The sequence below is a fragment of the Streptomyces roseus genome (assembly GCF_001044425.1).
Lineage (GTDB): Bacteria > Actinomycetota > Actinomycetes > Streptomycetales > Streptomycetaceae > Streptomyces > Streptomyces roseus.
Genome location: NZ_LFML01000038.1, coordinates 1 through 26,866, shown reverse-complemented (window position 1 = coordinate 26,866; position 26,866 = coordinate 1). Strand labels below are relative to the sequence as shown.

Genomic DNA, 26,866 nt, shown 5'->3' with positions numbered 1-26,866 from the left:
GGGTCGGGGCGGCCCGGGCGCGCCCGCCGGTCCGGGTGGCCCGGGGGGTCCCGGCGGGCCGGGGCGCGGACCCGCGGGGCCGGCCCCGGACTGGCGCAAGCGGATCAAGATCGGCTCCATCGTGCTCGTCACGGCGCTGCTCGCGACCACCGTCGGCACCTATTTCTGGGCCGACTCCAAGGTGCGCCGGGAGGTCGACCTCGCCAAGGTCATCGAGCGCCCGAAGGAGGGCGACTGCACCACGTACCTGGTCGTGGGCTCCGACAGCCGCGAGGGCCTGTCCGACGAGGACAAGAAGAAGCTCCACACGGGTTCGGCCGAGGGCAAGCGCACCGACTCGATGATGATCCTCGCGGCCTGTTCCGGCGGGAACACGATGATCTCGCTGCCGCGCGACTCGGACGTGGAGATCCCCTCCTTCGTCGGCTCCGAGTCCGGGAAGAAGTACCCGGGCACGGGCAAGCACACCAAGCTCAACGCGGCGTACGCGGACGACGGTCCCGAGCTGCTCGTGCGCACCGTCGAGCACAACACGGGCCTGCGCATCGACCACTACGCCGAGATCGGTTTCGCCGGGTTCGCGAACATCGTGGACGCGCTCGGCGGTGTCGACATGAACATCGAGAAGGGCTTCAAGGACGAGAAGTCGGGCGCCGACTTCAAGGCCGGCGAGCAGACCCTCAACGGCAGCCAGGCGCTGGCCTTCGTCCGGACCCGGTACGCGTTCGCCGAGTCTGACCTGGCCCGGACGAAGAACCAGCAGAAGTTCCTGTCGACGCTGGCCAACCAGGCGGCGACGCCGGGCACGATCCTCAACCCGTTCAAGCTGTACCCGGTGCTGGGCGCGGGCCTGGACACGCTGATCGTGGACAAGGACATGTCCCTGTGGGACCTGGCCGACATGTTCTTCGCGATGAAGGGCATCAGCGGCGGCGAGGGCGTGTCGATGAACATGCCGATCGCGGGCGAGCGCGGCGGCAACCTGCTCTGGGACAAGGCGAAGGTGCAGCAGCTCGTCAAGCAGATCCAGAACGGCGAGAAGGTCACGGTCAAGGCCAACTGACCGGGCACGCAGCCGACATGTCCGTACCTCGCCGGACGGGACCGGGCGCCCCCGGCCGCGAGGCGCCACGACGACGCCGCCGGCCCGGCGAGGCCGGCGGCATCTCGCGTTCCGTCAGCGGTCGGAGGAGAACCGGACGGCGGAGGCGGGCAGTCGGGCCCCGCACCACACCCGCGCGCCCGCGCGCAGCTCGTTGTCCGCGCCGACGACGGCCCCGTCGCCGAGGACCGCGCCGTCCAGCACGGTCCGCGTGCCCACGGTCGCGCCGACGCCGATCAGACTGGCGCGCACACGGGTGTCCGCCTCGATGACCGCGCCGTCGAGCACGATCGAGCCCTCGACCACCGCGCCCGCCCCGATCCGGGCGCCCGCGCCCACGACGGTACCCCCGGACAGCTCCGCTCCGGCGGCCACCTCGGCGCCCGGCAGCACCAGGGACTCGCCGCGCGGACCCGGGACGGCCGGGGAGGGGACGACCCCGCGCACGAGGTCGGCGGAGGCCTGGACGAAGGACTCGGGCTTGCCGAGGTCCAGCCAGTACGTGTTCTCGGTGACGCCGTGGAGCCGGGCTCCGCGGGCCAGCAGGCCGGGGAAGGTCTCGCGTTCGACCGAGACGGGGCGCCCGGCGGGGATGGAGTCGATCACGCTGCGGCGGAAGACGTAGCAGCCGGCGTTGATCTGGTCGGTGACGATCTCCTCGGGGGTCTGCGGCTTCTCGGTGAAGGCCAGCACCCGCCCCTCGGAGTCGGTGGGGACCAGGCCGAACGCGCGCGGGTCCTCGACCCGCACCAGGTGCAGTGAGACGTCGGCGGCGGCCGACCGGTGGGAGTCGACCAGCCCGGCGATGTCCAGGCCCGTCAGGATGTCCCCGTTGAAGACGAGGACGGGCTCGTCCGGCCCGCCGGTCAGCCGCCGCGCGGCGTTGCGGATGGCTCCGCCGGTGCCGAGCGGCTCGTCCTCGACGACGTACTCCAGCGAGACGCCGAAGGCCGAGCCGTCGCCGAAGTACGGCTCGAAGACCTCGGCGAGGTAGCACGTGGCCATCACGAGGTGCGTGACACCTGCCGCGGCGGCCCTGGCTATCTGGTGGGCGAGGAACGGAACACCGGCAGCGCGCACCATCGGCTTGGGTGTGTTGACCGTTACGGGGCGCAGACGCGTCCCCTGCCCCCCGACCAGCAGGATGGCTTCCAAAATTGTTTCTCCCCACCCGGTTCGGGCCCTATGAGGGTCCCAAGTTAGCCCATCCGCGTGAGCACCCGCCCGGCCCCCGAACGAGACGAGACCCACACCGCCGGGCGCCGGCCGGGCCCCGGCGCTACGCGGCGGTGTGGGTGACGCGTTCGGTTTCGGTGCGGGCCGTCAGGGCTTCCGTGGAGAGGCGGTCCAGGTTGCGGCACAGCACCACCGAGCCGTCCGCGGCCAAGGCGGCGAACAGCCCGGCCGAGAGGCCCTCCCAGGTGTCGTAGCCGAGTCCCGACAGCAGGCGGGAGCCCGCCGTCAGGCCGCGCTTCGCGGCGTCCTCGCGGGCGCGGTCGACGAGCTGCGCGTACGAGAGCTCCTCGCCGCCGACCACCAGGCCCGGCCCGTCCGCGTCCACCGGGACGAAGGGGGCGAAGCGGTCGCCCTGGCCCGGTACCTCCACCGCGTAGTCCGCGAACCCGGCGGGCGGCTGCGGGAACCGCCCGCCCAGCGGCCGCAGCGCGAGCGCGACGCGCTCGCCGGAGCAGGCCGCGGCCTCCTCCAGGGTGTCGGGCCCGCTGACGACGAGATCGGCGCCGGCCGGGTCACCGCCCACCTCGGCGACGACCCCGACCGAGGCGCAGGCGAGCAGCCACACGGCGCTCTGCCAGTGCGCGGGGAGCAGCAGCGCGAGCCGGTCGCCGGGTTCGGCGCCCAGGTCGCCCTGGAGCAGATTGGCGGTCTTCGCCACCCAATTGGCGAAGGTGGCGACGGACAATTCGACGCGCTCGCCCGTGGCGTCGTCGTAGAACGTGACGAGCGGGCGGCCCGGATCGGCGGCGAGCGCGGATCGCAGCAGGTCGGCAGGGGTGCGGTCAGTGGCGTTCACCCGGCCCACCCTACGCGGGCCCCTCGCCCGTACGGAGGGCCCCGGCTCCTCCGTACGGGCGAGGGACGCGCGGAAGCGATCGGACGGCCCGTCAGTTCTCCGATGGCGCTCCGTGGTGACTGTGCTCAGCATCGCTTTCATGCGTGGATTCCTTGCTTCCTCGATCGGTGTCGCGACGGCCGCCGCCCTGGCCCTGCCGCTCGCGCTCTCCACTCCGGCCCTGGCCGCGCCCTCGCAGGGCGCGGCCGCCCCCGTGGCCCCCGCCGGGTCCACCCAGTCCCTGCCGCTCGCCCCGCTGGATCCCGCGGCCGAACGGTCGCCCGGCGCCCCCGGTATGAGCACCTCGCCGCGGCTGCCCGAGACCCGTGGGCTGACCCCGCGCGAGGTCAAGAGGTTCTCGCTGGTCGGCGTCGTCTGGGACGACGCGGGCACCGAGCTGTCCGGCCGGGTCCAGGTCCGCACCCGCGCGGTGGCGACCGGGACCTGGTCCGGCTGGCAGGACGTCGAGACCCACAACGGCGAACACGCCCCCGACCTCGGCACCCGCGAGAGCGGCTCCGGCCGGGTCCGCGGCAGCACCGCCCCGCTCTGGGTCGGCGACTCCGACGGCGTCGAGGTCCGCGTCCGGGCGCAGCCCGGCGCCCCGGCCGACCGCGCCGGGGCCCGGCTCCCGGCGGGCATGCGGATCGAACTCGTCGACCCGGGCGCATCGGGCCCGGTCACGGTGGTCGACGCCAAGAACGGCGCCTCCGGTGCCACCGGCGCCTCCCGTGCCATCGCCGCCTCCGGTGCCGCCGACGAACCCGAAGGCGACGACAAGGGCGACGTGGTGGCCCTGCCGGGCATGACCATGGAGACGGCGGAGTCCTCGTCCGTCAACGTCCCGCTGGCGGCGCTCGGCGCGAAGGAGATCACCGCCCTCGACAAGGCGGACACCACCGCCGACGCCGTCGCGGACAGCGGCCTCACCGCGGCGGCCCGCCCGTACATCGGCCCGCGGCCGCGGATCGTCACGCGGCTGGGCTGGGGCGCCGACGAATCCCTGCGCGAGCCGGGCTTCGTCTACACGAGCACGGTCAAGGCGGCCTTCGTCCACCACACCGCCTCCGGCAACAACTACGCCTGCAAGGACGCCCCGGCGGTCCTGCGCAGCCTCTACCGCTACCACGTGGTCAGCAACGGCTGGCGCGACCTCGGCTACAACTTCGCCGTCGACAAGTGCGGGACGGTCTACGAGGGCCGCGCGGGCGGTGTGGCCAAGGCGGTGCTCGGCGCGCACACCATGGGGTTCAACACGGACAGCATGGGCGTCGCGGTGATCGGCACCTACACGAGCACCAAGCCGCCGGCGGCCGCCGTGAAGGCGGTGGCACAGCTCACGGCGTGGAAGCTCGGGCTGTTCAACCGGGACCCGCGGGCGAAGACCACCCTGAAGTCGGGCGGCGGCAACCGCTTCAAGAAGGGCACCAGCGTCCAGCTGAACGTGATCTCGGGCCACCGCGACGGCTTCGCCACGGAATGTCCGGGCAAGCTCCTCTACGCGCAGCTCCCGCCCACCCGCACCTCGTCGGCGAAGCTCCAGGGCCGCCCGTAGCCGGGGAGGGGGTCGACCGGCCGCGCCGGGCTACGCTCGATGCATGGCCGGCCGCTTCGACCCCCTCAACCGCTCCGCCGTCCGCGGCGGGCGCACCGACGTGCCCGCGGGCCCGGGCACCGGCCCCGCCGACGGCGGGCGCCTGCGCCGCTGGAGCCCCGAAGCCCCCGTCGACCTGGGCCTCACCCTCGGCCCGCTGCGCCGCGGCCCCGGTGACCCCACCTTCCGCACCACCCCCGACGGCTCCGTCTGGCGGGCCACCCGCACCCCCGAGGGCCCCGCCACCCTGCGCGTCTCCCGCGCCGCGGACGGCTCGATCGAGGCGCAGGCCTGGGGCCCCGGAACCGACTGGGTGCTGACCGCGCTCCCCGCGCTGCTCGGGGCCGACGACGACCCCGCCGCCTTCGTCCCGCGCCACCGGCTCGTGCACGCCAGCCACCGCAGCCGGCCCGGGCTGCGCCTGACCCGTACCGGGCTGGTCCTCGAATCGCTGATCCCGGTCGTCCTGGAGCAGAAGGTCACCTCGGACGAGGCCTACCGCTCCTGGCGCCGTCTGGTGCGCCGCTACGGGGAGCCCGCTCCCGGCCCCCAGGACATGTACGTGATGCCCGACGCCCGCGCCTGGGCGCTGATCCCCTCCTGGGGCTGGCACCAGGCCGGGGTGGACATGAAGCGGTCGTCGACCATCGTGCGCGCCGCCCGCGTCGCGGCCCGGCTGGAGGAGGCCGCCGCGATGGATCCGGAACCGGCCGCGGCCCGGCTGGAGGCCGTTCCCGGCATCGGCCCGTGGACCTCGGCCGAGACCCTCCAGCGCAGCAACGGCGCCGCCGACGCCGTCACCACCGGCGACCTGCACCTGCCCGGCATCGTCGGCTACGCCCTCGTGGGCGAGCGGGACGCCGACGACGAGCGGATGCTGGAGCTGCTGGCCCCGTACGCGGGCCAGCGCCACCGCGCCGCCCGCCTGATCCTCCTCGCGGGCCGCACCCCGCCCCGCCGCGCCCCGCGCATGTACCGCAGCGACATCGCCCGCTTCTAGGCCCAGGCCGTCCTCAGCGGACCTCGATGAACGCCGCGGCCGAGCGCGCGGGCCGCTCCGCGGGGGCCGCCGCCGCATGGCCGACCGCCACGGCGCCCATCGGGTCCCAGCCCTCGGGCAGCCCGAGCACCTTGCGCACCACGTCCCGGCAGAACATCGTCGAGGACACCCACGCCGAGCCCAGCCGCTCCCCGGCCAGCGCGACCAGGAAGTTCTGCACGCCCGCGCCCATCGCGACGACGAACATCTCCCGCTCCGCCGCATCGCGCCGGGCGTGCCCGTAGTCGTGCGCCCCGTCCGTCACCATGCACGGCACCACCAGGTACGGGGCGTTGCGCAGCACGTCGCCCCGCCGGACCCGCTTGGCGATGGACTCCTCGGACTTGCCGTCGCGCCGCAGGTCCTCGACCCAGGCGTCGCGCATCGCGTCCAGCAGCTCCAGCCGGGACCGCGCGGACTCCAGCAGGACGAACCGCCACGGAGTCGTGTGGTGCGGGGCCGGGGCGGTCACGGCCGCCGCCACCGCGCGGCGGACCGCGCCGGGGTCCACCGGCTCGTCGGTGAAGGCCCGTACGGTACGCCGCTGCGTCACGGCCTCCCGTACCGCCTCCGAGGTCCCCAGCCGGAACATGTCGTCGGCGGGCGCCCGGACCAGGTCGGCGGCCGCCGAACCCTCGCCCAGTACGTGGCCCAGCCCGCGCACGACGGCCACCGGCAGTCCGGCCGCCTTGCCCTTGACCAGGTCCCCGGCCGCGGCCAGCTCGTCCGCCGTGGCCACTATCGTCGCGCTCAGCGGGTTGCCCCGGTCGTCCGTGCCGCCGCGCAGGTCGTCCAGGACCCGCACGCCGGCCGAGCCGATCGCCACGTCGGTCAGCCCGGTGCGCCAGGGCCGTCCGAAGGTGTCGGTCACGATGACGCCGACGTCGACGCTGAGCAGCTCGCGCAGGGCGGAGCGGATCCCGGCGGCGGAGCGGTCGGGGTCCTCGGGCAGCAGCAGGACGGTGCCCGGATCGGTGTTCGAGGCGTCGACGCCGGCCGCGGCCATGACGAGCCCCTGCCGGTTCTCGACGATCCGCAGGGCGCCCCGGCGCGCCACGACCCGTACGGTCTCGGCGTCTACGGCCTCCTCGCGGGACTCGGCGCGGACGATCCGGCCCTCCGCCTTGGAGACGATCTTCGAGGTGACCAGCAGGACGTCCCCGTCCCGCAGCCCGGGGTCCGCCGCCGCGATCAGCGCGGCCAGGTCGTCGCCGGGGCGGACCTCCGGGATCCCGGCGAGAGCGCGCACCTCGTACGAGGGAACGGCGGGGGCTGCGGGCCCGCTCACCGGGCGGCCTCCGCGAGGGCCAGCGCGGCGCGGGCCATCTCGGCGGTGGCGGCCAGGTCGGTCATCATCAGCGGCACGGCGCGGCAGGCGATCCCGGCGGCCTCCACCTCGGCGACGGAGTCCGCGTCGGCGGTGTCGACGAGCCAGCCGTCGAGGAGGTCCGGGCCGTAGTGCAGGGCGACGGCCGCGGCGGTCGCGTCCACGCCGACGGCGGCCAGCACCTTGTCGGCCATCCCGCGCACGGGCGCGCCCCCGACGATGGGGGAGAGGCCGACGACGGGCGCCCCGGCGGCGGCCACGGCCTCGCGGATGCCGGGTACGGCGAGGATGGTGCCGACGGAGACGACCGGGTTGGACGGCGGGAAGACGATCAGGTCGGCGGCGGCGACGGCCTCCAGCACGCCGGGGGCGGGCTTGGCCTGCTCGGCGCCCACGGGGACGACGGCCTCGGCGTCGAGCGAGGCGCGCAGCCGGACCCAGTACTCCTGGAAGTGGATGACGCGGCGCTCGCCGGTCCCGGGGTCGGTGACGGCGACGTGCGTCTCGACGCGGTCGTCGGACATGGGCAGCAGCCGGACCCCGGGCTCCCAGCGGTCGCACAGCGCTTCGGTGACGGCGCTCAGCGGGTAGCCCGCGCCGAGCATCTGCGTACGGACGATGTGGGTGGCGAAGTCGCGGTCTCCGAGGCCGAACCAGGACGGTCCGACCCCGTACGCCGCGAGCTCCTCCTTGACGGTGAAGGACTCGTCGGTGCGGCCCCAGCCCTGGTCCTCGTTGATGCCACCGCCGAGGGTGTACATCACCGTGTCCAGATCGGGGCACACCTTCAGCCCGAACAGGTGGATGTCGTCACCGGTGTTGCCGATGACCGTGATGTCCGCGTCGGGTGCGGCGGCCTTGAGGCCGCGCAGGAAGCGGGCGCCGCCGATGCCGCCGGCCAGAACAACAATGCGCATGCGGACAGTCTTCAGCCGGGCGCGGGCCGTCGTCGCGGGGTGGCGGTCGGGCGGTGCGGTGCGGTCGGGCGGCCGGCGGGGAGGTCAGGCGGGTGCGTGTTCCCGGTGCGGCGCGGAGCAGCCGTGCATCGGCATCTCGGTCAGGCCGGGGAAGTACACGTGGAGGCTGACGGCCCCTTCGAGGGTGTCGTTGACGACCTCGTGGGTGTAGCCGGGGGCGAAGACGCGCTGGGTGCCGGCGCCGAGGGCGAGGGTGCCGCGCGGGCCGTGCTCGGTGAGCTCGCCGTCGAGGACGGTCAGCACGCCGGAGGAGGCGCCGTGGTCGTGGCGGCCGCTGCCCTGGCCGGGGACCCAGCTGAGCAGCCAGACCTCGTAGCCGATGGGGGCACCCCCCGGCTGAGCGGGGTCGAGGGCCTGGGGGACGGTGCGCAGCCGGTGGTACCAGCGGGTGGTGGCGTCGTACTGGACCAGGTGTTCCCATTCGGCGCGGTTCGCGGCGATGGAGCGGGCGAGGCCGGCGAACTCGGCGACGGTGGCCGGGTGTTCGCGAGCGGGCTGGAGCAGGTGCTGGACGGAGAGGATGTCGCCGGCGATCTGGAGGTCGCTCTCGACGGCGAGGGGGGCGGCGGCGGTGCTCGGGGAGGCGCTGTTCATCGTGGGGGAGTCCTCGACGGATGTCAGTCGTGCTGGCGGTCGCTGGGGGTGGCCGGAGCTCAGGGGAGCCGAAGCTCCGCAGGCATCAACAGCTGCAACAGCGACAGCGAACCTGGACAGCACTCAGGAACCCACGAATGGGGGTCCGGGTGGCGGTCGAGGTCACTGACATGGAGACAAGGAGACCGGCTCGCGGGCCCGACTGTCAACCCAATGCCTCGAATGGCCGCAAAAGTTTCATCTGATCCGGTTGCCGTGCTGGAAGAAAGGTTTGTGCAAACCGATGCAGGGGAGGTGGCGATTCATAGCGCGTCAGCCCCCGGGCCCGGTCCAAACCCGACGCGCCGCCCCGTGATCCAAATGTGATCTGCGCCGCTTCTTTGGCTTGATCGCAACCACCTCGCGGAGCGGTACGTCGATTGCGGATGAACACCGTCCTGCGGGGCACCCGATGCATGTGTCACGATTTTTGGCGATATGAACACTTTCTGCATACGCTTGGTTCCGCAGAGTGAATAAGGGGCCCAATAGCAGATCTCGGCTTGACTGGCCGGGAGCGGCCCACTTGTAATTTCACTCGTGTCGTTACGTAGCGATGAGTGACGACAACACCACGGGGACGCACAGACAGAGCGAGGGGCGCACATGACCGAGCTGTTTCAGGAACTGCTGGTCGAGGAGGCGGACGAAGAGCTCGGATGGCAGGAGCGCGCTCTGTGCGCCCAGACCGACCCCGAGTCCTTCTTTCCCGAGAAGGGCGGCTCCACCCGCGAGGCCAAGAAGGTCTGCCTCGCCTGTGAAGTCCGCTCCGAATGCCTTGAGTACGCACTCGCCAACGACGAGCGGTTCGGCATCTGGGGCGGTCTCTCCGAACGCGAGCGCCGACGGCTGAAAAAGGCCGCGGTCTGAGCACGCAGCGCAACACCGGGCCACGCACGGCGACGCGCGGCGGTACGCGGAACACCGCAGGGCCCACCACGCAGAAGTCACACGGAAGTCACGCGGAACATCGCGCGTAACGGCGCGACGAGCAGAGCAAACGGTCCGCCTCCTGCACCTTCCCCGCAGGAGGCGGACCGCTGTGTTTCCAGCCGTTAGTGTGGGGCGCTGTCCAGCAGCCTCCGGGAGCACACCACCCCCGGATCCACTTCCCCCAGCTACCGCTGGGAGGTGCCCCACCGGACCGCGTCCGGAGGGACTCCCAGGCCGGAGGGCCAGTAGAGCGATGTCCCTGCACAGCCAGTCGGCGGCCTCCCACCAGGCTGCCGCCACACCCGAGTTCCCCCGGCACGTCGTCACCGCGGTCCTCGTCGCCCACGACGGCGCCCGCTGGCTGCCCAAAACCCTCGCCGGCCTCCTCGGCCAGGAACGCCCCGCCCAGAACCACGTCGCCGCCGACACCGGCAGCTCCGACGACTCCGCGCGGCTGCTCGGCGAGGCCCTCGGCGAGGACCGGGTCCTGCACCTCGCCCGCCGCACCGGCTTCGGCGCCGCCGTCGACGAGGCCGCCCGCACCGCCGGCACCCTGACCCCCGAGGACCTCCCGTACCTCAAGCGCCCCAGCGGCTGGGACCCCGTCAGCCGCACCTGGCGCGACGACGCGTACGACCTCCCCGAACTGCCCCACGGCGAACCCGTCCAGTGGCTCTGGCTGCTCCACGACGACAGCGCACCCGAGCCCGACGCCCTCACCGAACTCCTCCGCGTCGCCGACGAGAACCCCGACGCCGCCGTCATCGGCCCCAAACTGCGCGGCTGGTACGACAAGAAGCAGCTCCTCGAAGCCGGCGTCACCATCGCCCGCAGCGGCCGCCGCTGGACCGGCCTCGACCGCCGCGAACAGGACCAGGGCCAGCACGACCAGGTCCGCCCCGTGCTGTCCGTCTCCACCGCCGGCATGCTCGTGCGCCGCGACGTGTACGACGCCCTCGGCGGCTTCGACCGCCGCCTGCCGCTGATGCGCGACGACGTCGACCTCTGCTGGCGCGCCCAGAGCGCCGGCCACGAGGTCCTCGTCGCCCCCGACGCCGTCATGCGCCACGCCGAGGCCGCCGCCCGCGAACGCCGCACCGTCGACTGCGCGGGCCGTACGAGCTCCAGCCCGCACCGCGTCGACAAGGCCGGCGCCGTCTACACGGTCCTCGCCAACAGCTCCGGCCGCGCATTGCCCTACGTCCTGCTGCGCGTGCTCGTCGGCACCGTCCTGCGCGCTCTCGCCTACCTCATCGGCAAGGCCCCCGGCCAGGCCGTCGACGAGATCACCGGCCTCCTCGCCACCCTGCTGCGCCCCGGCCGCATCCTCGGCGCCCGCCGCAGACGCGGCCGCCCCGCCGTCCCCGCCAAGGAACTGCGCCCCCTGTTCCCGCCCCCGGGCGCGAGCGTACGGGCCAACGCCGAACAGCTCGCCGGGTACTTCGGCGCCGACCGCGACACCGACGCGGCCGGCGCCGGCAGGCACGGCGGAGCCGTCGAATCCGGCCCCGGCGGCGACGACGCCGACTACCTGGAGATCGAACAGTTCGCGCGCCTCAAGCGGATCGCCCGCAACCCCGCGCCCGTCCTGTTCGCCCTCCTCCTGCTCGTCTCCGTGATCGCCTGCCGCGCCCTGCTCGGCGGCGGCTCCCTCATGGGCGGCGCCCTGCTGCCCGCCCCCGACAGCGGACTCGCCCTCTGGCGCGCCTACACCGACGACTGGCAGCCCGTGGCAACCGGCTCCACCGCCGGAGCGCCCCCCTACCTCGCCGTCCTCGGCGCCTTCGCCACCGTGCTGTTCGGCTCCACCAGCGCCGCGCTGACCCTGCTGCTCGTCTGCTCGGTCCCGCTCGCCGGGCTGACCGCCTACTTCGCCTCCCGGCCGCTCGTGGAGTCCCGGCTGCTGCGCGCCTGGGCCGCCGTCGCCTACGCCTTCCTGCCCGCCGTCACCGGAGCCCTCGCCGGCGGCCGCCTCGGCACCGCCGTCCTCGCGATCCTGCTCCCGCTCATCGCCCGCTCCGCCGTCGCCGCCTTCGGCTTCGGCTCCGGGACCGGGGGCGCGGGCGACGACCGGTCCGGCTGGCGCCCGGTGTGGACGTACACCCTCCTGCTGACCCTGGCCACCGCCTTCACCCCCGTCGTCTGGCCGCTCGCCGCGGTCCTCGGTGCCGCCGCCCTCTGCGTCCGGCTCCGGCGGGGGGATTCCCGGCGCCACGCGGACTGGAAGACGTACGGCCTGCGGCTGACGGCCACCCTCGCCGTCCCGCTGCTCGTCCTCGCCCCCTGGTCGCTCAGCCTGCTCATGCACCCGAGCCGGCTCCTGCGGGAGGCCGGCCTACCCTACGGATCCGGCTCGGCCACCGCCCTGGACCTGCTCGGCATCAGTCCCGGCGGTCCCCGCACCGCCGGCGGCCTGCTGCTCATCGGCGTCGTCCTGGCGGCCCTGGCCGCCCTGCTGCGCGCCGAGCGGCAGTTCGCCGTCCGCACGGCCTGGGCCGTCGCCCTCGCCTCGCTGCTGCTGGCCGTCGTCGTCAACCGCACCGGCTGGGCCGGACCCGCCACCCTCGTCTACGGACTGGCCCTGCTCGCCGCCGCCGCCGTCGGCGCCGACGGCGCCAGGGAGCGGGTCGCCGCCAGCAGCTTCGGCTGGCGCCAGCCGCTCGCCGCGCTGATCGCGCTCGCCGCCGCGGCGGGGCCCCTGCTCGGCGCCGCCGGCTGGATGATCAGCGGCGCCGACGGCCCGCTGGAGCGGCGTGACCCGGTCCAGGTCCCCGCGTTCGTCGCCGAGGAGAGCGGCACCCGCGACCAGGCCCGCACCCTCGTCCTCGGTGGGGGTCCCCCCGGCGGAGCGAGGGGGAACACCTCGCCCGCCACCGTCTCGTACACCCTGGCCCGGGGCTCCGGCGGCCGCCTCGGCGACGCCGAACTCGCCGCCGAGGCCGGCAGCAGCCCCCAGCTCGACAAGGTCGTCTCCAGCCTCGTCGCCGGTTCCGGCGCCGACCAGAGCGACCAGCTCAGCGGGTTCGCGATCCGCTACGTCCTGGTCCGCGACGGCGCCCCCCAGCAGATGCGCAAGGTCCTCGACGCCACCCCGGGTCTGAGCCGCCTCAGCCAGCTCGACGGCAGCGCCCTGTGGCGGGTGGACCGCCAGGTCGCCCGCGCCGCCATCGTGCCGGGCAAGCCGGGCGAGGCGCCCATCCCGGTCGCCTCCGGGCCCGTCGAGGTCCACACCAAGATCGGGCCGGGCGAGGCGGGCGGCGCCGGCCGGGTGCTGCGCATCGCCGACCGGGCGGCCCCCGGCTGGACGGCCACCCTCGACGGAAAGCCCCTCAAGCCCAAGACCCTCGACGGCTGGGCCCAGGGCTTCGAACTGCCCGCCGCGGGCGGCCGCCTCGACGTCGTCCACGAGGACGCGCTGACCCGGACCGCCTGGCACTGGGCACAGGGCCTGCTCGCGCTCGTCCTGCTCGTCATGGCCCTGCCGGGCCGCAAGGCCCGCCTCGACGACGACCTGCCCGAGGAGGAGGCGGAGGCCGCCGAGCGGTCCGCCGCGGGCGAGGCCGGCGAGGGCCGCCGGGCCCGCCGGCTGCGCGCCGAGGCCGAGTCCGCCGGTGACGCCGCCACGAGCGCCGCCGACGAGCCCTCGGGCGCGGTCGCCGACCCGTACGCGCAGATCCCGGCGCAGCCGGTGTACGGGGAGGACGCGTACGCGTACCAGGCGTACGGCGACCAGGGCTACGGGTACGAGCAGCGGCCCCAGCAGCCGTACGCGCCGGCGCAGGCCCCCGGGTACGACCAGTACCCGTACCCGCAGCAGGGCCACGAGGCCGGCCAGGCGTACCCGCAGCAGCAGGAGCAGCACCAGCCGGAGCAGCACCAGCAGCACCAGCAGCACCAGCAGGAGCCGTACCCCTACCCGCCGTACGGGCAGCCGTACGAGCAGCCGTACGACACCTACGGACAGCACCAGCCGCGTCCCGACGGGAGCACCCAGCAGTGAAGCAGCGCGCACCCCTGACGCTGGCGGCGGTGGCCGCGGCCCTGGCGGCAGTCACCGGCCTCGGGTACCTCACCGCCCCCGCCGCACCGGCAGCGGAGGCCAAGCCCGCGGCCGCCGCCCGGATGCCGGTGGAGCGCTCCGCGCTGGTCTGCCCGGCGCCCAGCTCCTCGGACATCGCGGAGACCACGTACACGGCGATCACCCCCGGCGCGCCCGGCGCGGCGGGCAAGGGCACGGCCCGGCTCCTCGGCGCGACCAAGGAGGCCAAGCCGGTGCTGGAGCTCAAGGAGCGCGGCAAGCCCGCCGGAGCCACCGCCTCCGGCGCGGGCGCCCCGGGGCTGACGGGCGTCGCCGACGGCACCCTGGCCCCCGGCTGGACCGCGCAGCAGACCACGAAGGTCACGGTCGGCCGCGCGCGCGGCCTCCTCGGCGTCGCCTGCACCACCCCCGGCACCGACTTCTGGTTCCCCGGCGCGAGCACGGCCAAGGGGCGCGAGGACTACGTCCACCTCACCAACCCCGACGACACCGCGGCCGTGATCGACATCAAGATGTTCGGCCCGGACGGGGCGGTCAAGTCCGACGGCGGCACCGGTGAGAACATCCGGATCGACCCCAAGTCCACCAAGGCCGTCTCGCTGGCCTCCCTCGCGCCCGCCGCGCAGCTCCCGGACGTCACCGCCCATGTGACGACCCGTGCGGGCCGCGTGGGGGCCTCCGTACAGGTCGGCGAGGAGGGGGTGGGTGCCGACTGGCTGCCCGCCTCCGCCGACCCGGCGGGCTCGCTGGTCATGCCCGGGATCCCGGCGGACGCCACCTCCGTACGGCTGGTGGCCTGCGCGCCGGGCGAGGAGGACGCGGACCTCACCGTCAAGCTGGCCGGGCCCAACGGCTCGATCAGCCCGGCCGGCAGCGAGCAGCTGCACCTCAAGGGCGGCATGACGGCGAGCCTCGACCTCAAGGACGTGACCCGCGGCGAGGCGGGCTCACTGGTGCTCACCCCGGCGAATGGCAAGAAGGCCGTACCGGTGGTGGCCGCCCTGCGCGTGGTCCGCGGCAGCGGAGCCAAGCAGGAGCTGGGCTTCGTCCCGGCGGTCGGGCCGGTCGCCGCGCGCGCCACCGTCGCCGACAACCGGGCCGACGAGAACGCGACGGTGCTCTCGCTGACGGCGGTGGGCGGCGCGGACGCGAAGGTCAAGGTGACGGCTTCGGCGGGCACCGAGGCCGGGGAGCCCGCCTCGAAGGAGGTCACGGTCAAGGCGGGCACCACGCAGACGGTGTCCCTGGCCCCCGGGGGCGCCAAGGGCTCCTACGCGCTGACCGTCGAGACCGTCTCCGGCGGTCCGGTGTACGCGGCGCGGACCCTGGCCCTGCCGCACGAGGGCATCCCGATGTTCACGGTCCAGACGCTGTCGGACGACCACGCGATGGTCTCGGTCCCCAAGGCCACCCAGGACCTGACGGTCCTGATCGACTGACGCGCCGTCGCGGGCGGTCCGGCCGGACCCGGCCGACCGCCCGCACGTCAGTCCTGGCCGTACCGCGGGTCCACCGTCTCCGGGGACAGCCCCAGCAGCTCCGCCACCTGCTCCACCACGATCTCGTGCACCAGCAGCGCCCGTTCATCCCGGCTTTTCGTCCGGATCTCCACCGGCCGCCGGAACACCACGACCCGTGCGGGCCGCCCCGGCCCGTCCGGCTCCGACAGCGCCCCGAGCGGCACCGCCTCGTCGTTCCATCCGGTGGCCGGGCCGCCCGGCGGACCCGGGACGTCCGCGACCACGAACTCCACCTCCGCCAACTGCGGGAACCGCCGCTCCAGCCGTTCGACCGAGTCCCGTACGAGGTCCCCGAACAGCTCCGCCCGGCTCGCCGACAACGGAACCTGCGGCGGGGCCAGCGGCCCCCGCATCCCCCGCCCGTGCCGGTCGCGGCGGCGCGGGCGCGGCTCGGCGGGAGGTTCGGCGGAGCGGGGCGGGCCGGGGGTCAGGGGGCTGTCGGTCACCCCCGCAGCGTAGCCCTCGCCGCCCCGGCCACCGGGGCGTTTCCCGACCCGCCGCGCCCCTTCGCGGGCACGACACGGGGGAGTGGGCCGGGGGAGAGTCGTCGCGGCCCGGTCAAGAGTGCGGTACCGTCCAACGTCGTGAGCCTTGTACGTCGCTGTTCGCGCACCGCGTGCGGCCGCCCTGCCGTCGCGACACTGACGTACGTCTACGCCGATTCGACCGCAGTCCTCGGCCCGCTCGCCACCTACGCGGAACCCCACTGCTACGACCTGTGCGCCGAGCACTCCGAGCGCCTGACCGCCCCGCGCGGCTGGGACGTCGTGCGCCTGACGGACGGGTCCGCCCCGTCCCGCCCCAGCGGCGACGACCTCGAAGCCCTCGCCAACGCCGTCCGCGAGGCGGCCCGTCCGCACGACCGCGCCGCCCAGGCCGGCGGGAGCGGCCCGGGCGGCAAGGGCAGTGGGACCGGGGAGACGCGTCGCGGACACCTGCGCGTCCTGCGTTCGCCCGACTCCTGACATCACATGGTCTGAAGAGCCGCTCTTCGTGCAGGTAGGTTTGCTCCACCGCACAGCACCAGGAGGGCAGGCAGTGGCCGCAGATCTTTCGAACATCGTCAAGGCGTACGACGTACGTGGTGTCGTACCCGACGAGTGGGACGAGTCGCTGGCCGAGCTGTTCGGGGCCGCCTTCGTCGAGGTCACCGGCGCGACGGCGATCGTCGTCGGCCACGACATGCGCCCCTCCTCGCCCGCCCTGTCCGGCGCCTTCGCCCGCGGCGCCGCCGCCCGCGGCGTGGACGTCACCCTGATCGGGCTGTGCTCCACCGACCAGCTGTACTACGCCTCCGGCACGCTGGACCTGCCCGGCGCGATGTTCACCGCCTCGCACAACCCGGCCCGCTACAACGGCATCAAGCTCTGCCGCGCGGGCGCCGCCCCCGTCGGCCAGGACACCGGCCTCGCCGCCGTACGCGAGCTCGTCGAGCAGTGGTCCGAGCAGGGCGCCCCGGCCGTCGCCGGAGGCACCGCGCCCGGCACGATCACCGAGCAGGACACCCTCGCCGGATACGCCGAGCACCTCAAGGCCCTGGTCGACCTCCGCGCCATCCGCCCGCTCAAGGTCGTCGTCGACGCGGGCAACGGCATGGGCGGCCACACCGTCCCGACCGTGTTCGAGGGCCTGCCGCTGGAGCTCGTACCGATGTACTTCGAGCTCGACGGCACCTTCCCGAACCACGAGGCCAACCCCCTCGACCCGAAGAACATCGTCGACCTCCAGGCCCGCGTGAAGGCCGAGGGAGCCGACCTCGGCCTCGCCTTCGACGGGGACGCCGACCGCTGCTTCGTCGTCGACGAGCGCGGCGAGGGCGTCTCCCCCTCCGCCGTCACCGCCCTGGTCGCGGCCCGCGAACTGGCCCGCAACGGCGGCACCGGCACGGTGATCCACAACCTGATCACCTCCTGGTCGGTCCCCGAGGTCGTCCGCGAGCACGGCGGAACCCCCGTGCGCACCCGCGTCGGCCACTCCTTCATCAAGGAGGAGATGGCCCGGTCCGGCGCCATCTTCGGCGGCGAGCACTCCGCGCACTACTACTTCAAGGACTTCTGGAACGCGGACACCGGCATGCTCGCCGCGCTCCACGTCCTCGCCGCCCTCGGCGGACAGGACGGCCCGCTCTCCGAGCTGGTCTCCTCGTACGACCGGTACGCGGGCTCCGGCGAGATCAACTCCACCGTCGCCGACCAGGCCGACCGGCTCGCCGCCGTCAAGGCCGCGTACGGCTCCGCCGAGGGGATCACCCTCGACGAGCTCGACGGCCTGACCGCCACCTCCGCCGACTGGTGGTTCAACCTGCGCGCCTCCAACACCGAGCCGCTGCTGCGCCTCAACGTCGAGGCCCGCGACCCCCTGACCCTCGCCAAGGTCCGCGACGAGGTCCTCTCCCTCGTCCGGGCGTAGAAGCCCGTGTCACGGCCGGGCCGCGCCGGGTGCGGCCCGGCGGTACGCTGACCTCGCCCAATCCGCATGTTCGAAGGGAACCGCCCCATGCCGCTCGAAGCCGGCCTTCTGGAGATCCTCGCCTGCCCCGCCTGCCACTCGCCCCTCGAGGACAAGTCGGCGGACGAAGCGGCTCCCGAGCTGATCTGCACCGGTCGGGACTGCGGCCTCGCCTACCCGGTCCGCGACGGCATCCCGGTCCTCCTCGTCGACGAGGCCCGCCGCCCCGCCTGAGGCCGGGCCCCGGGCCCCGGGCCCCGGGCCCTGGGCCCCCGGCCCGCGGGCCCGGGACCACCCGGGCAACCCGCGGGCCGCACAGGCACCGCACAGGCACCAAGGGGCGCCCCTCGCAACCGGGCGCCCGAGCAACCGAGTCGCCCGCCCTTTGAACCAGCCGGAGGCCGCAATGCTCGACGAGTCGCTCCTCGACGCACCGGACGAGCTCGCCCGCGCCGACCGCCGCGGCCTGCTCCGCGGCGCGGCCGAGGCCGGGGCCAGGGTCCGCACCGCGGCCCGGCACGCGACCGAGGCGGGCCTCGCCGACCTGCGCCCCGACGGCCGGCCCCGCGCCGTGCTCATCGCCGGGCCCGGCACCGCCGCCACCGGGGTCGCCGACCTCCTCGGCGCCCTCGCCGGAGCCTGCGCACCCGTCACGCGGCTGCACCCCACCGGCGTCGCCCACGCCGCCGGCGCCCTGCGCTGGGCGCTGCCCGGCTGGGCCGGCTCCGTCGACCTGCTGCTCCTGGCCACCACCGACGGCACCGAGCCCGGGCTCGCCGTCCTCGCCGAGCAGGCCTACCGGCGCGGCTGCACCGTCGTCGCCGTGGCCCCCGAGCGGTCCCCGCTGAGCGAGGCCGTCGACGGCGCGCACGGGCTCCTCGTACCGATGGCCAAGGCCCCGTACCAGGAGTACGACGAATCGGCGGCGGCCGGCCCCGGCGCCCTGTGGGCCCTGCTCACCCCGCTGCTCGTGCTCCTCGACAAGGTCGGGCTGGTCACGGCCGCCCCCGAGACCCTGCAGCGCGTCGCCGACCGGCTCGACCGCACCGCGGAGCGCTGCGGACCGGCCATCGCCACGTACTCCAACCCGGCCAAGACCCTCGCCGCCGAGCTCGCCGACTCCCTCCCGCTCATCTGGAGCGAGGGAGCCGGCGCCGGACCGGCCGGGCGCCGCTTCGCCGCCACCCTCGCCGAACTCGCGGGCCGCCCCGCGCTCGCCGCCGACCTGCCCGAAGCCCTGCCCGCCCACGGGGTCCTGCTCGCGGGCGCCTTCGCCGCCGGGGCCGACCCCGAGGACTTCTTCCGTGACCGGGTGGAGGAGCCCCAAGCGCTCCGCGCCCGCATCGTCCTGCTGCGCGACCGGCCCGCGGGCGGCCTCACCGCCGCCCCGGCCGCGCGCGAGCTCGCCCTCAGCCACGACACGGCCATCAGCGAGCTCGAACCGGAGGAGGGCGGCGAACTGGAACAGATCGCCGAGCTCCTCGCCGTCACGGACTTCGCCACCGCCTACCTGGCGCTGGCGACCAGGGGACACGGCTGAGCACACGACCGTGCCGGCCCTTCATCCAGGAAGACGGACGAAGATGGACCGCCTGACGAACACGATCCGCCCCTACGCCTGGGGATCGACCACCGCGATCCCCGGGCTCCTCGGCGTCGAACCCACCGGGGAGCCCCAGGCCGAGATGTGGATGGGCGCCCACCCGGGCGCCCCCTCCCGCCTCGACCGCGGCGCCGGCGAGACCACCCTCGCGGACGTCATCGCCGCCGACCCCGAGCGCGAGCTCGGCGCGGCCGCCGTCGCCAAGTTCGGCCCCCGCCTGCCCTTCCTCCTCAAACTCCTCGCCGCCGGCGCCCCGCTCTCCCTCCAGGTCCACCCCGACCTTGAGCAGGCCCGGGCCGGCTACGCCGACGAGGAGCGCCGCGGGATCCCGGTCGCGGCGGGCCACCGCAACTACAAGGACCCCCACCACAAGCCCGAGATGATCTGCGCGCTCACTCCCTTCGAGGGGCTGTGCGGGTTCCGCCCGCCGCCGGAGGCCGCCGCGCTGCTCGAAGGCCTCGGGGTGGACGCGCTCAAGCCGTACGCCGACCTCCTGCGGGCCCACCCGCAGGACGCGGCCCTGCGCGAGATGTTCACCGCCGTACTGACCGCGGACCGCGCCGAGATGGCCCGTACGGTCGCCGAGGCGGGCGCCGCGATCGTGCGCCTGGGGGGCCCGTACGCCCCGTACGCCTCGCTCGTCCACCACTACCCGGGCGACCCGGGCGTGATCGCGGCCATGCTGCTCAACCACGTACGACTCCAGCCCGGCGAGGCGATGTTCCTCGGCGCCGGCGTCCCGCATGCTTATCTCGACGGCCTCGGCGTGGAACTGCTGGCCAACTCCGACAACGTGCTGCGCGCCGGACTCACCCCCAAACACGTGGACGTGCCCGAGCTCCTGAAGATCGTGCGCTTCGAGCCCGCCGACCCGGCCGTGCAGCGCCCCGAGGGCAATGGCGAGGAGGTCTACGAGGCGCCCGTCGACGAATTCCGGCTCTCCCGCTTCGCGCTGGCCCCCGGCGCGGCCCCCCACCCCCTGCCGGACGGGGCCCCGCAGATCCTGCTCTGCACGGCGGGCCGCCCGAAGGCGGGCGAAGTGACGCTGTCCCCCGGGGAGTCGGTCTTCGTCCCGGCCGACGAAAAGGTCGAACTGTCCGGTATCGGCACGATTTTCCGGGCCACCGTGCCGGAGTGAACGTGGCGTCCGCCGCCATGGCTGCAACAATGTGCCGCCGTAGCGCGGCGCCCCGGGCAGGGGCGCCGTACCGAGGAAGGGACTCCGAAAACCCATGAGCGCGTCGGGCGGTACCAGGGCGATCGTGGCGGCACTCGCCGCCAACCTCGCCATCGCTGTAGCCAAGTTCGTGGCCTTCGTCTTCAGCGGCTCCTCGTCGATGCTCGCGGAAAGCGTCCACTCGCTGGCCGACTCGGGGAACCAGGGGCTGCTGCTCCTCGGCGGCAAGAAGGCCCAGCGCGAAGCGACCCCGCAACACCCCTTCGGGTACGGGCGCGAACGCTACATCTACGCCTTCCTCGTCTCCATCGTGCTCTTCACCGTCGGCGGCATGTTCGCCATCTACGAGGGCGTCGAGAAGGTCCAGCACCCGCACCCCATCGAGGACTGGTACTGGCCGATCGGCGTGCTCCTCTTCGCGATCGTCGCCGAAGGGTTCTCCTTCAAGACGGCGATCAAGGAATCGAACGAGATCCGGGGCTCCCTGTCCTGGGGCCAGTTCATCAGGCGCGCCAAGGCCCCCGAGCTGCCCGTGGTCCTGCTGGAGGACTTCGGCGCGCTCGTCGGCCTGGTCCTCGCCCTCGGCGGCGTCGGCCTCGCGCTCGCGACCGGCGACGGCGTCTGGGACGGCATCGGCACCCTGTGCATCGGCACCCTGCTGATCCTCATCGCCGTCGTGCTGGCCGGAGAGACCAAGTCCCTGCTGCTCGGCGAGGCCGCGGGCGCGGAGGACGTCGAGAAGATCAAGGCCGCGCTCGTCGACGGGGACGTCGTCACCCGCGTCATCCACATGCGCACCCTGCACCTCGGCCCGGAGGAGCTGCTGGTCGCCGCGAAGATCGCCGTCGAGGGCGACGACACCGCGACGCAGGTGGCGGACGCGATCAACGCGGCCGAGAGCCGGATCCGCGCGGCGGTCCCGATCGCCCGCGTGATCTACCTGGAGCCGGACATCTACCACGCGGATGCCGCGGCCAAGGGCTGACGCCCCTCCCGTACGCCGACGCTCCTCCCGTACGTACGAAGGCCCCCGCCGCGCAGGACGCGCCGCGGGGGCCTTCGCGTCCCCCCCCGCCGCCCGGTCCGGCCGCCCGGCCACCCGGCCCACTGGGGCACCCCCGGCCGATCGGTGTAGATTCGTCATCAGTGTCAGGCGTCGCTGCTGATGGCGGTCGGGCGGTCCTCGCGACCGGCCGAGGGGAGAGAGGACCCCCGACGGACTGAGTGCCCGGTGCACCGTCTTCCACAGGCGATGCGCGGCTCAGCCGTACCCACCCTCTCGACCCATGAGGAGCAGCACCCATGGACTTCAAGGTCGCCGACCTTTCCCTCGCCGCCTTCGGCCGCAAGGAGATCACCCTCGCCGAGCACGAGATGCCCGGCCTGATGTCGATCCGCCGCGAGTACGCCGACGCCCAGCCCCTGGCCGGCGCGCGCATCACCGGCTCCCTGCACATGACCGTGCAGACCGCCGTCCTGATCGAGACCCTGGTGGCCCTGGGCGCCGACGTCCGCTGGGCCTCCTGCAACATCTTCTCCACCCAGGACCACGCCGCCGCCGCCATCGCGGTCGGCCCCGACGGCACCCCGGAGAACCCGCAGGGCGTCCCCGTCTTCGCCTGGAAGGGCGAGACGCTGGAGGAGTACTGGTGGTGCACGGAGCAGGCCCTGACCTGGCCGAACACCCCCACCGGCGGCCCGAACATGATCCTCGACGACGGTGGTGACGCCACCCTCCTCGTCCACAAGGGCGTCGAGTTCGAGAAGGTCGGCTCCGCCCCGGACCCGTCCACGGCGGACTCCGAGGAGTACGCGCACATCCTCACCCTGCTGAACCGCACCCTCGGCGAGAGCCCGCAGAAGTGGACGCAGCTCGCGTCCGAGATCCGCGGCGTCACCGAGGAGACCACCACCGGTGTCCACCGCCTCTACGAGATGATGGACGAGGGCACCCTGCTCTTCCCGGCGATCAACGTGAACGACGCCGTCACCAAGTCGAAGTTCGACAACAAGTACGGCTGCCGCCACTCCCTCATCGACGGCATCAACCGCGCCACCGACGTCCTCATCGGCGGCAAGGTCGCGGTCGTCTGCGGCTACGGCGACGTCGGCAAGGGCTGCGCCGAGTCGCTGCGCGGCCAGGGCGCCCGCGTCATCGTCACCGAGATCGACCCGATCTGCGCGCTCCAGGCGGCCATGGACGGCTACCAGGTCGCGACGCTGGACGACGTCGTCGAGACGGCCGACATCTTCATCACGACCACGGGCAACAAGGACATCATCATGGCCGCCGACATGGCCAAGATGAAGCACCAGGCGATCGTGGGCAACATCGGCCACTTCGACAACGAGATCGACATGGCCGGCCTGGCCAAGGTCGACGGCATCGTCAAGGACGAGGTCAAGCCCCAGGTCCACACCTGGACCTTCCCCGACGGCAAGGTCCTGATCGTCCTCTCCGAGGGCCGCCTGCTGAACCTGGGCAACGCGACCGGCCACCCGTCGTTCGTCATGTCGAACTCCTTCGCGGACCAGACCCTGGCCCAGATCGAGCTCTTCACCAAGCCCGCCGAGTCCCCGACCGACGTCTACGTGCTGCCCAAGCACCTCGACGAGAAGGTCGCCCGCCTCCACCTCGACGCCCTCGGCGTCAAGCTCACGACGCTCCGCCCGGAGCAGGCCGCCTACATCGGCGTCAAGGTCGAGGGCCCGTACAAGCCGGACCACTACCGCTACTGATCCCGGGGCATCCCCGCGGATCCACGGCACCGAGCAGGCCCCCGGCACGTACGCCGGGGGCCTGCCCCGTGAGCGGGACCCGCCGATGAGCGGAACCCGCCCCTGAGCAGGACCCGTACGACCCGTACGACCCCGTACGAAGCCACGCAAGGACGGCACCCATGCCCCGCGGCCGCTACTCGCTCCACGACCCGCACGACCACGCGCCCCTCGGCGAGGAGCACTTCCACTGCGCGCCCGGCCCCTCCGGCTGGCGCTACGTCTCCCAGCTCACCGGCCCCGACGGCGACCACCGCGGCTCGGTCGACCTCGCGATCGACGAACTCGGCCGGCCCATCCGCCTCGAAGCCAACGCCGCGAGCTGGCAGGTGCGCGGCGCGGCCATCGACGGGGTTACCTGGGTGCGCTCCGACCCCTCGGGATCCGAGGCCACCGAGGGCAACGTCGCCGCCGCGGCCTTCACCGGCAGCTCGCCGGCCTTCCTCGTGGCCACCGCCCGGCTGCTGCGGCTGACCCCCGGCGCACCGGCGACCCGGGTCCGGCTCGTGGCGCTGACGGATCCGGTGCTGGCGCCCCGTACGGTCGACCAGGCCTGGGCGCTGCGCGGGCGCGCCGAGCACGCGACGGACAGCGGGCCCCTCGTTGTGGACGAGTACCAGGTCACCGCCCTGGACACGGGCGAGGTCCATACGGTCCACCTCGCGGGCGACGTCGTCCTCGCCGCCCCGGGCATCGAACTGGAGCACCTGGAGACCCCGCCCTCGACGTTCCCCGAGGACTGACCCCCCGCCAGGCTCCGCGGCCCCCGGATCAGCGGCCCCGGATCAGCGCTGCTCGTCGGGGTAGCTCCACTCGACGGCGCAGACCGCCGAAGGCGCGGCCTCCTTCGCGTACCAGGCGACGGACTTCTCGAACTCCGGGCACCACAGGTGGGCGCGGCTGACGGAGAGCGGGAAGTCGGTGCCGCCGGTGACGACGTGCACGCCGTCCTCCTGCCGGATGCCGACCGTGACCTGGCGGCCGATGCTCTCGTCCCGCATCAGTTCGCGGAGTTCCTCGACGACGGCTTGCGCCCGGGCCTCGTCCTCGATGCCCGTGACGCGGAAGGTGAATGCGACGTTCGCTGACATGCTGCGCAGGTTAGGCGATCACGCCGGGGGCGCGAACCCCGTGGCGGGCCGCGGCGGCACGGCAGGCGCGGGCACCTCGGCCGGGGCCGGGACCGGAGCCGGCGGAGTCGCGGGCTGTACGGCCTGCGGTGCGTACGCCCCGGGGCCCGGGTGCCCCCACGCGGGCGACATCCCGCCGGGCATCGCGGCCATCGCGGGCGCGCCGGGCGGCGCGTACGCGGGCGCGACACCGGCTCCGAAGGCGCGGGCCGCGTCCCGGCTCTGCCGCTCGTGCACGACCGCCATCAGGAACGCTGCGGCCGGCACCCCCGCCGGCGGCGGAGCACCCGTACGCGCCACCAGGTCATCGGCGAGCCGCACCGCCATCGCGGCGCCCACCTGCGGGTCCAGCTGGTCCATCCGCGTCAGGTACTGCCGTATCGCCAGCCACAGCCCGTCCGGTACGGCCGACAGGTCCAGCCCGGAGAACCGCCCGGCCAGCCACGGCGGCGGCGGGGGCACTGGCATCACCCGCGCCCCCGGCACCCGCTCCCGTACGACCAGGGCCCCCGCGAACACATCGCCCAGCCGCCGGCCGCGGGCCGAGATCAGGGACGCGATGCAGGCGATGGCACCGAAGGTGCCCAGCAGCTCCACGACCCCCATCGCACCGCGCACCAGCGCGTGCCGGAACCGGATCGGCCCCCCGTCGTCGCGGACCACCCGCAGCCCGCATGCGAGCTTGCCGAGGGAACGCCCGTGGGACAGCGTCTCCACCGCGATCGGCACCCCGACCAGCACCAGCAGGAAACTCGCCACCGACACCGCGGCCTGCGCGGCGGGATCGAGGGAAGCGGTGGCGAGGGTCAGCCCGATCGTGATGACCAAGTAGCCGGTGAGGTACACGAGCAGGTCGAGGAAGATCGCCAGCGCGCGGCTCGGCAGCCTCGCGGGCCGCAACCCCAGGACGACCGCGTCCCCCGTCACCAGATCGCTCACCCTGCACACCTTTCCCGTGACCGGACCCGCCCCTCGACCCCCAGTCTGCCAAGCTGGCCACGGCAGAAGTAAGCAGGAGCAGAGCAGGTCCTGGGGCAGGGGAGCGGTAACCGGATGGATCTCGACGTCTTCGTGACGGCCCACCGGGCGGAATGGGACCGCCTGGAGCAGCTGCTCGGCCGCGGCCGCAGCCTGACCGGCGCCGAGGCGGACGAACTGGTCGCGCTCTACCAGCGCGCCTCCACCCACCTCTCGCTGATCCAGTCCAGCACCCCGGACCCGATGCTCACGGGCCGCCTGACCCAGCTCGTCGCCCGTGCCCGCGCCACGGTGACGGGCGCCCGCCGCGCCGGCTGGCGCGACGCGGCCCGCTTCTTCACCGAGAGCTTCCCAGCCGCCGTCTACCGCAGCCGCCGCTGGTGGATACCGACCGCGCTGCTCTCCACGGCGGTCGGTGTCCTCCTCGGCTGGTGGATAGCCACGCACCCGGAGGTCCAGGGAGCCATCGCGGCCCCGGAGGACCTGAAGGCGCTCACGAAGCCGGGCGGCGAGTACGAGACGTACTACTCCAGCCACCCGGCGGGCTCCTTCGCCGCCCAGGTCTGGACGAACAACGCCCAGGCGGCCGCGGTCTGCCTGGTCTTGGGCGCGTTCCTGGGGATACCCGTGCTGTGGATCCTGTTCGTCAACATGCTCAACCTGGGGACGGGCATCGGCCTGATGGCCGCGGCGGGCCGGCTCGACGTCTTCCTCGGCCTGATCCTCCCGCACGGCCTGCTCGAACTGACCGCCGTGTTCGTGGCGGCCGGCACCGGCCTGCGCCTGGGCTGGAGGGTCATCGACCCGGGCCCGCGCACCCGCAGGGCCGCCCTCGCCGAGCAGGGGCGCGCCGCGCTGGGGATGGCGATCGGCCTCGCGGTGGTCCTGTTCGTATCGGGCCTGATCGAGGGCTTCGTGACCCCGTCCGCCCTCCCCACCTGGGCCCGCGTCACGATCGGCGTCGCCGCCGAGGGCCTGTTCCTGACGTACGTCTACGTCCTCGGCGGCCGGGCCGCGCGCGCGGGCGAGGTGGGTGACGTGGAAGCCGCCGACCAGACGGCCACGCTGCCCACGGCTGCCTGAGCCGGCCCGAGGCGGCCGGATGTGCGTCGCACCCCGTTCAGCTGCTAGTCTCCTCGTCGTCCCGCAGCGACTGTTGACACAGCCGCCGTGGGGAGGTAGATTCGAACGGTTGCCTCGAACTGGACAAGTTCGGCAGTGATGGTTTAAAATCTTTCTCGCCCCCAACAGGAATTGAATTCCAGTGGGGCACAGTCGACTCCTCATCCAGGAATGCGAAGCCGGGAAATCCGGTGGAAAACTTCTGATAGAGTCGGCATCGCCGGAAAGGAAAAACGCGGAAGCGAAGGACCTGGAAAGCGAGCGGAACTGACTCTGATAGAGTCGGAAACGCAAGAACGAAGAACGAAAGCCCGGAGGAAAGCCCCAGCAAGTGTTGCTGAGGGTGAGTACGAAGGAAGCGTCCGTTCCTTGAGAACTCAACAGCGTGCCAAAAA

23 protein-coding genes are annotated in these 26,866 nt (G+C 73.7%); 15 read left to right on the top strand and 8 right to left on the bottom strand.

All coding sequences use genetic code 11. The features are described 5' to 3' along the window. The coding region (locus ACS04_RS10320; protein ID WP_048476255.1) for an LCP family protein at positions 1 to 1,063 on the top strand (1,063 nt) is incomplete at its 5' end. 114 nt (positions 1,064 to 1,177) lie between these two features. Here the strand turns inward: ACS04_RS10320 and manB are convergent. Then, positions 1,178 to 2,260, bottom strand: coding sequence for a mannose-1-phosphate guanylyltransferase (gene manB / locus ACS04_RS10315; RefSeq protein WP_048476254.1), 1,083 nt, complete (start codon positions 2,258 to 2,260; stop codon positions 1,178 to 1,180). A gap of 121 nt (positions 2,261 to 2,381) precedes the next feature. Beyond that, positions 2,382 to 3,134: a TIGR03089 family protein gene (locus tag ACS04_RS10310; RefSeq protein WP_048476253.1), complete on the bottom strand. Its 753-nt coding sequence runs from the start codon at positions 3,132 to 3,134 to the stop codon at positions 2,382 to 2,384. A 139-nt stretch (positions 3,135 to 3,273) separates the two neighbouring features. On the opposite strand from ACS04_RS10310, the gene ACS04_RS10305 reads away from it, so the two are divergent. Both ACS04_RS10305 and ACS04_RS10300 read left to right on the top strand, forming a co-directional pair. Next, positions 3,274 to 4,728, top strand: coding sequence for a peptidoglycan recognition protein family protein (locus ACS04_RS10305; protein ID WP_048476252.1), 1,455 nt, complete (start codon positions 3,274 to 3,276; stop codon positions 4,726 to 4,728). Positions 4,729 to 4,771: 43 nt separating this feature from the next. Beyond that, positions 4,772 to 5,767, top strand: a complete 996-nt coding sequence (locus tag ACS04_RS10300) for a DNA-3-methyladenine glycosylase family protein (RefSeq protein WP_048476250.1) — start codon at positions 4,772 to 4,774, stop codon at positions 5,765 to 5,767. Between the two features lie 13 nt (positions 5,768 to 5,780). On the opposite strand, the gene ACS04_RS10295 is transcribed toward ACS04_RS10300, so the two are convergent. From ACS04_RS10295 to ACS04_RS10285, 3 genes are all read right to left on the bottom strand, one after another. Next, positions 5,781 to 7,094, bottom strand: a complete 1,314-nt coding sequence (locus ACS04_RS10295) for a coenzyme F420-0:L-glutamate ligase (protein WP_048476249.1) — start codon at positions 7,092 to 7,094, stop codon at positions 5,781 to 5,783. Next, positions 7,091 to 8,050: a 2-phospho-L-lactate transferase gene (gene cofD, locus ACS04_RS10290; RefSeq protein ID WP_048476248.1), complete on the bottom strand. Its 960-nt coding sequence runs from the start codon at positions 8,048 to 8,050 to the stop codon at positions 7,091 to 7,093. The genes ACS04_RS10295 and cofD overlap by 4 nt, the downstream gene beginning before the upstream one ends. 84 nt (positions 8,051 to 8,134) lie before the next feature. After that, the gene (locus tag ACS04_RS10285; protein WP_048476247.1) at positions 8,135 to 8,704 is read right to left on the bottom strand and encodes a cysteine dioxygenase; all 570 of its coding nucleotides are present in this window, start codon (positions 8,702 to 8,704) and stop codon (positions 8,135 to 8,137) included. Between the two features lie 645 nt (positions 8,705 to 9,349). Between ACS04_RS10285 and ACS04_RS10280 the strand changes: the two genes are divergently transcribed. From ACS04_RS10280 to ACS04_RS10270, 3 genes are all read left to right on the top strand, one after another. Next, positions 9,350 to 9,613 carry a WhiB family transcriptional regulator gene (locus tag ACS04_RS10280; RefSeq protein ID WP_003983763.1) on the top strand — a complete coding sequence of 88 codons (264 nt, stop codon included), beginning with the start codon at positions 9,350 to 9,352 and terminating at the stop codon, positions 9,611 to 9,613. Positions 9,614 to 9,929: 316 nt separating this feature from the next. Then, entirely contained in the window at positions 9,930 to 13,676 is a 3,747-nt protein-coding gene (locus ACS04_RS10275) for a glycosyltransferase family 2 protein (RefSeq protein WP_048476246.1), read from the top strand. Further along, complete coding sequence (locus ACS04_RS10270; protein WP_048476245.1) at positions 13,673 to 15,154, top strand: DUF5719 family protein; 1,482 nt, start codon at positions 13,673 to 13,675, stop codon at positions 15,152 to 15,154. The genes ACS04_RS10275 and ACS04_RS10270 overlap by 4 nt, the downstream gene beginning before the upstream one ends. 47 nt (positions 15,155 to 15,201) lie before the next feature. Here ACS04_RS10270 and ACS04_RS10265 read toward each other — a convergent pair whose 3' ends face one another. After that, complete coding sequence (locus tag ACS04_RS10265) at positions 15,202 to 15,681, bottom strand: metallopeptidase family protein (protein WP_048476244.1); 480 nt, start codon at positions 15,679 to 15,681, stop codon at positions 15,202 to 15,204. A 138-nt stretch (positions 15,682 to 15,819) separates the two neighbouring features. Here ACS04_RS10265 and ACS04_RS37410 point away from each other — a divergent pair, with 138 nt between their 5' ends. The 8 genes from ACS04_RS37410 to ACS04_RS10225 all read left to right on the top strand — a co-directional run bounded on the left by ACS04_RS37410 (position 15,820) and on the right by ACS04_RS10225 (position 23,984). Next, positions 15,820 to 16,200, top strand: a complete 381-nt coding sequence (locus ACS04_RS37410) for a DUF3499 domain-containing protein (RefSeq protein ID WP_048476243.1) — start codon at positions 15,820 to 15,822, stop codon at positions 16,198 to 16,200. Between the two features lie 73 nt (positions 16,201 to 16,273). Continuing rightward, positions 16,274 to 17,644 carry a phosphomannomutase/phosphoglucomutase gene (locus ACS04_RS10255; protein ID WP_048476242.1) on the top strand — a complete coding sequence of 457 codons (1,371 nt, stop codon included), beginning with the start codon at positions 16,274 to 16,276 and terminating at the stop codon, positions 17,642 to 17,644. Positions 17,645 to 17,731: 87 nt separating this feature from the next. After that, positions 17,732 to 17,917 (top strand): Trm112 family protein, encoded by a 186-nt coding sequence (locus ACS04_RS10250; protein WP_030296876.1) that lies wholly within the window; start codon positions 17,732 to 17,734, stop codon positions 17,915 to 17,917. A 172-nt stretch (positions 17,918 to 18,089) separates the two neighbouring features. After that, positions 18,090 to 19,223, top strand: a complete 1,134-nt coding sequence (locus ACS04_RS10245; protein ID WP_048476241.1) for an SIS domain-containing protein — start codon at positions 18,090 to 18,092, stop codon at positions 19,221 to 19,223. A gap of 43 nt (positions 19,224 to 19,266) precedes the next feature. Further along, positions 19,267 to 20,424 carry a mannose-6-phosphate isomerase, class I gene (gene manA, locus ACS04_RS10240; protein WP_048476240.1) on the top strand — a complete coding sequence of 386 codons (1,158 nt, stop codon included), beginning with the start codon at positions 19,267 to 19,269 and terminating at the stop codon, positions 20,422 to 20,424. A gap of 94 nt (positions 20,425 to 20,518) precedes the next feature. Then, a complete protein-coding gene (locus tag ACS04_RS10235) occupies positions 20,519 to 21,448 on the top strand; it encodes a cation diffusion facilitator family transporter (RefSeq protein ID WP_048476239.1) in 930 nt (309 codons plus the stop codon). 317 nt (positions 21,449 to 21,765) lie between these two features. Beyond that, complete coding sequence (gene ahcY, locus ACS04_RS10230) at positions 21,766 to 23,202, top strand: adenosylhomocysteinase (protein ID WP_048476238.1); 1,437 nt, start codon at positions 21,766 to 21,768, stop codon at positions 23,200 to 23,202. A 161-nt stretch (positions 23,203 to 23,363) separates the two neighbouring features. Beyond that, on the top strand, positions 23,364 to 23,984 hold the full coding sequence (locus ACS04_RS10225) for a hypothetical protein (protein ID WP_048476237.1): 621 nt from the start codon (positions 23,364 to 23,366) through the stop codon (positions 23,982 to 23,984). Positions 23,985 to 24,026: 42 nt separating this feature from the next. Here ACS04_RS10225 and ACS04_RS10220 read toward each other — a convergent pair whose 3' ends face one another. Together ACS04_RS10220 and ACS04_RS10215 are read right to left on the bottom strand one after the other, a co-directional pair. Continuing rightward, a complete protein-coding gene (locus tag ACS04_RS10220) occupies positions 24,027 to 24,332 on the bottom strand; it encodes a glycoside hydrolase family 3 protein (RefSeq protein ID WP_048476236.1) in 306 nt (101 codons plus the stop codon). 18 nt (positions 24,333 to 24,350) lie between these two features. Then, on the bottom strand, positions 24,351 to 25,310 hold the full coding sequence (locus ACS04_RS10215; protein ID WP_209441671.1) for an RDD family protein: 960 nt from the start codon (positions 25,308 to 25,310) through the stop codon (positions 24,351 to 24,353). Positions 25,311 to 25,424: 114 nt separating this feature from the next. Here ACS04_RS10215 and ACS04_RS10210 point away from each other — a divergent pair, with 114 nt between their 5' ends. Then, on the top strand, positions 25,425 to 26,432 hold the full coding sequence (locus ACS04_RS10210; protein WP_048476235.1) for a stage II sporulation protein M: 1,008 nt from the start codon (positions 25,425 to 25,427) through the stop codon (positions 26,430 to 26,432). Positions 26,433 to 26,866 lie beyond the last annotated feature (434 nt).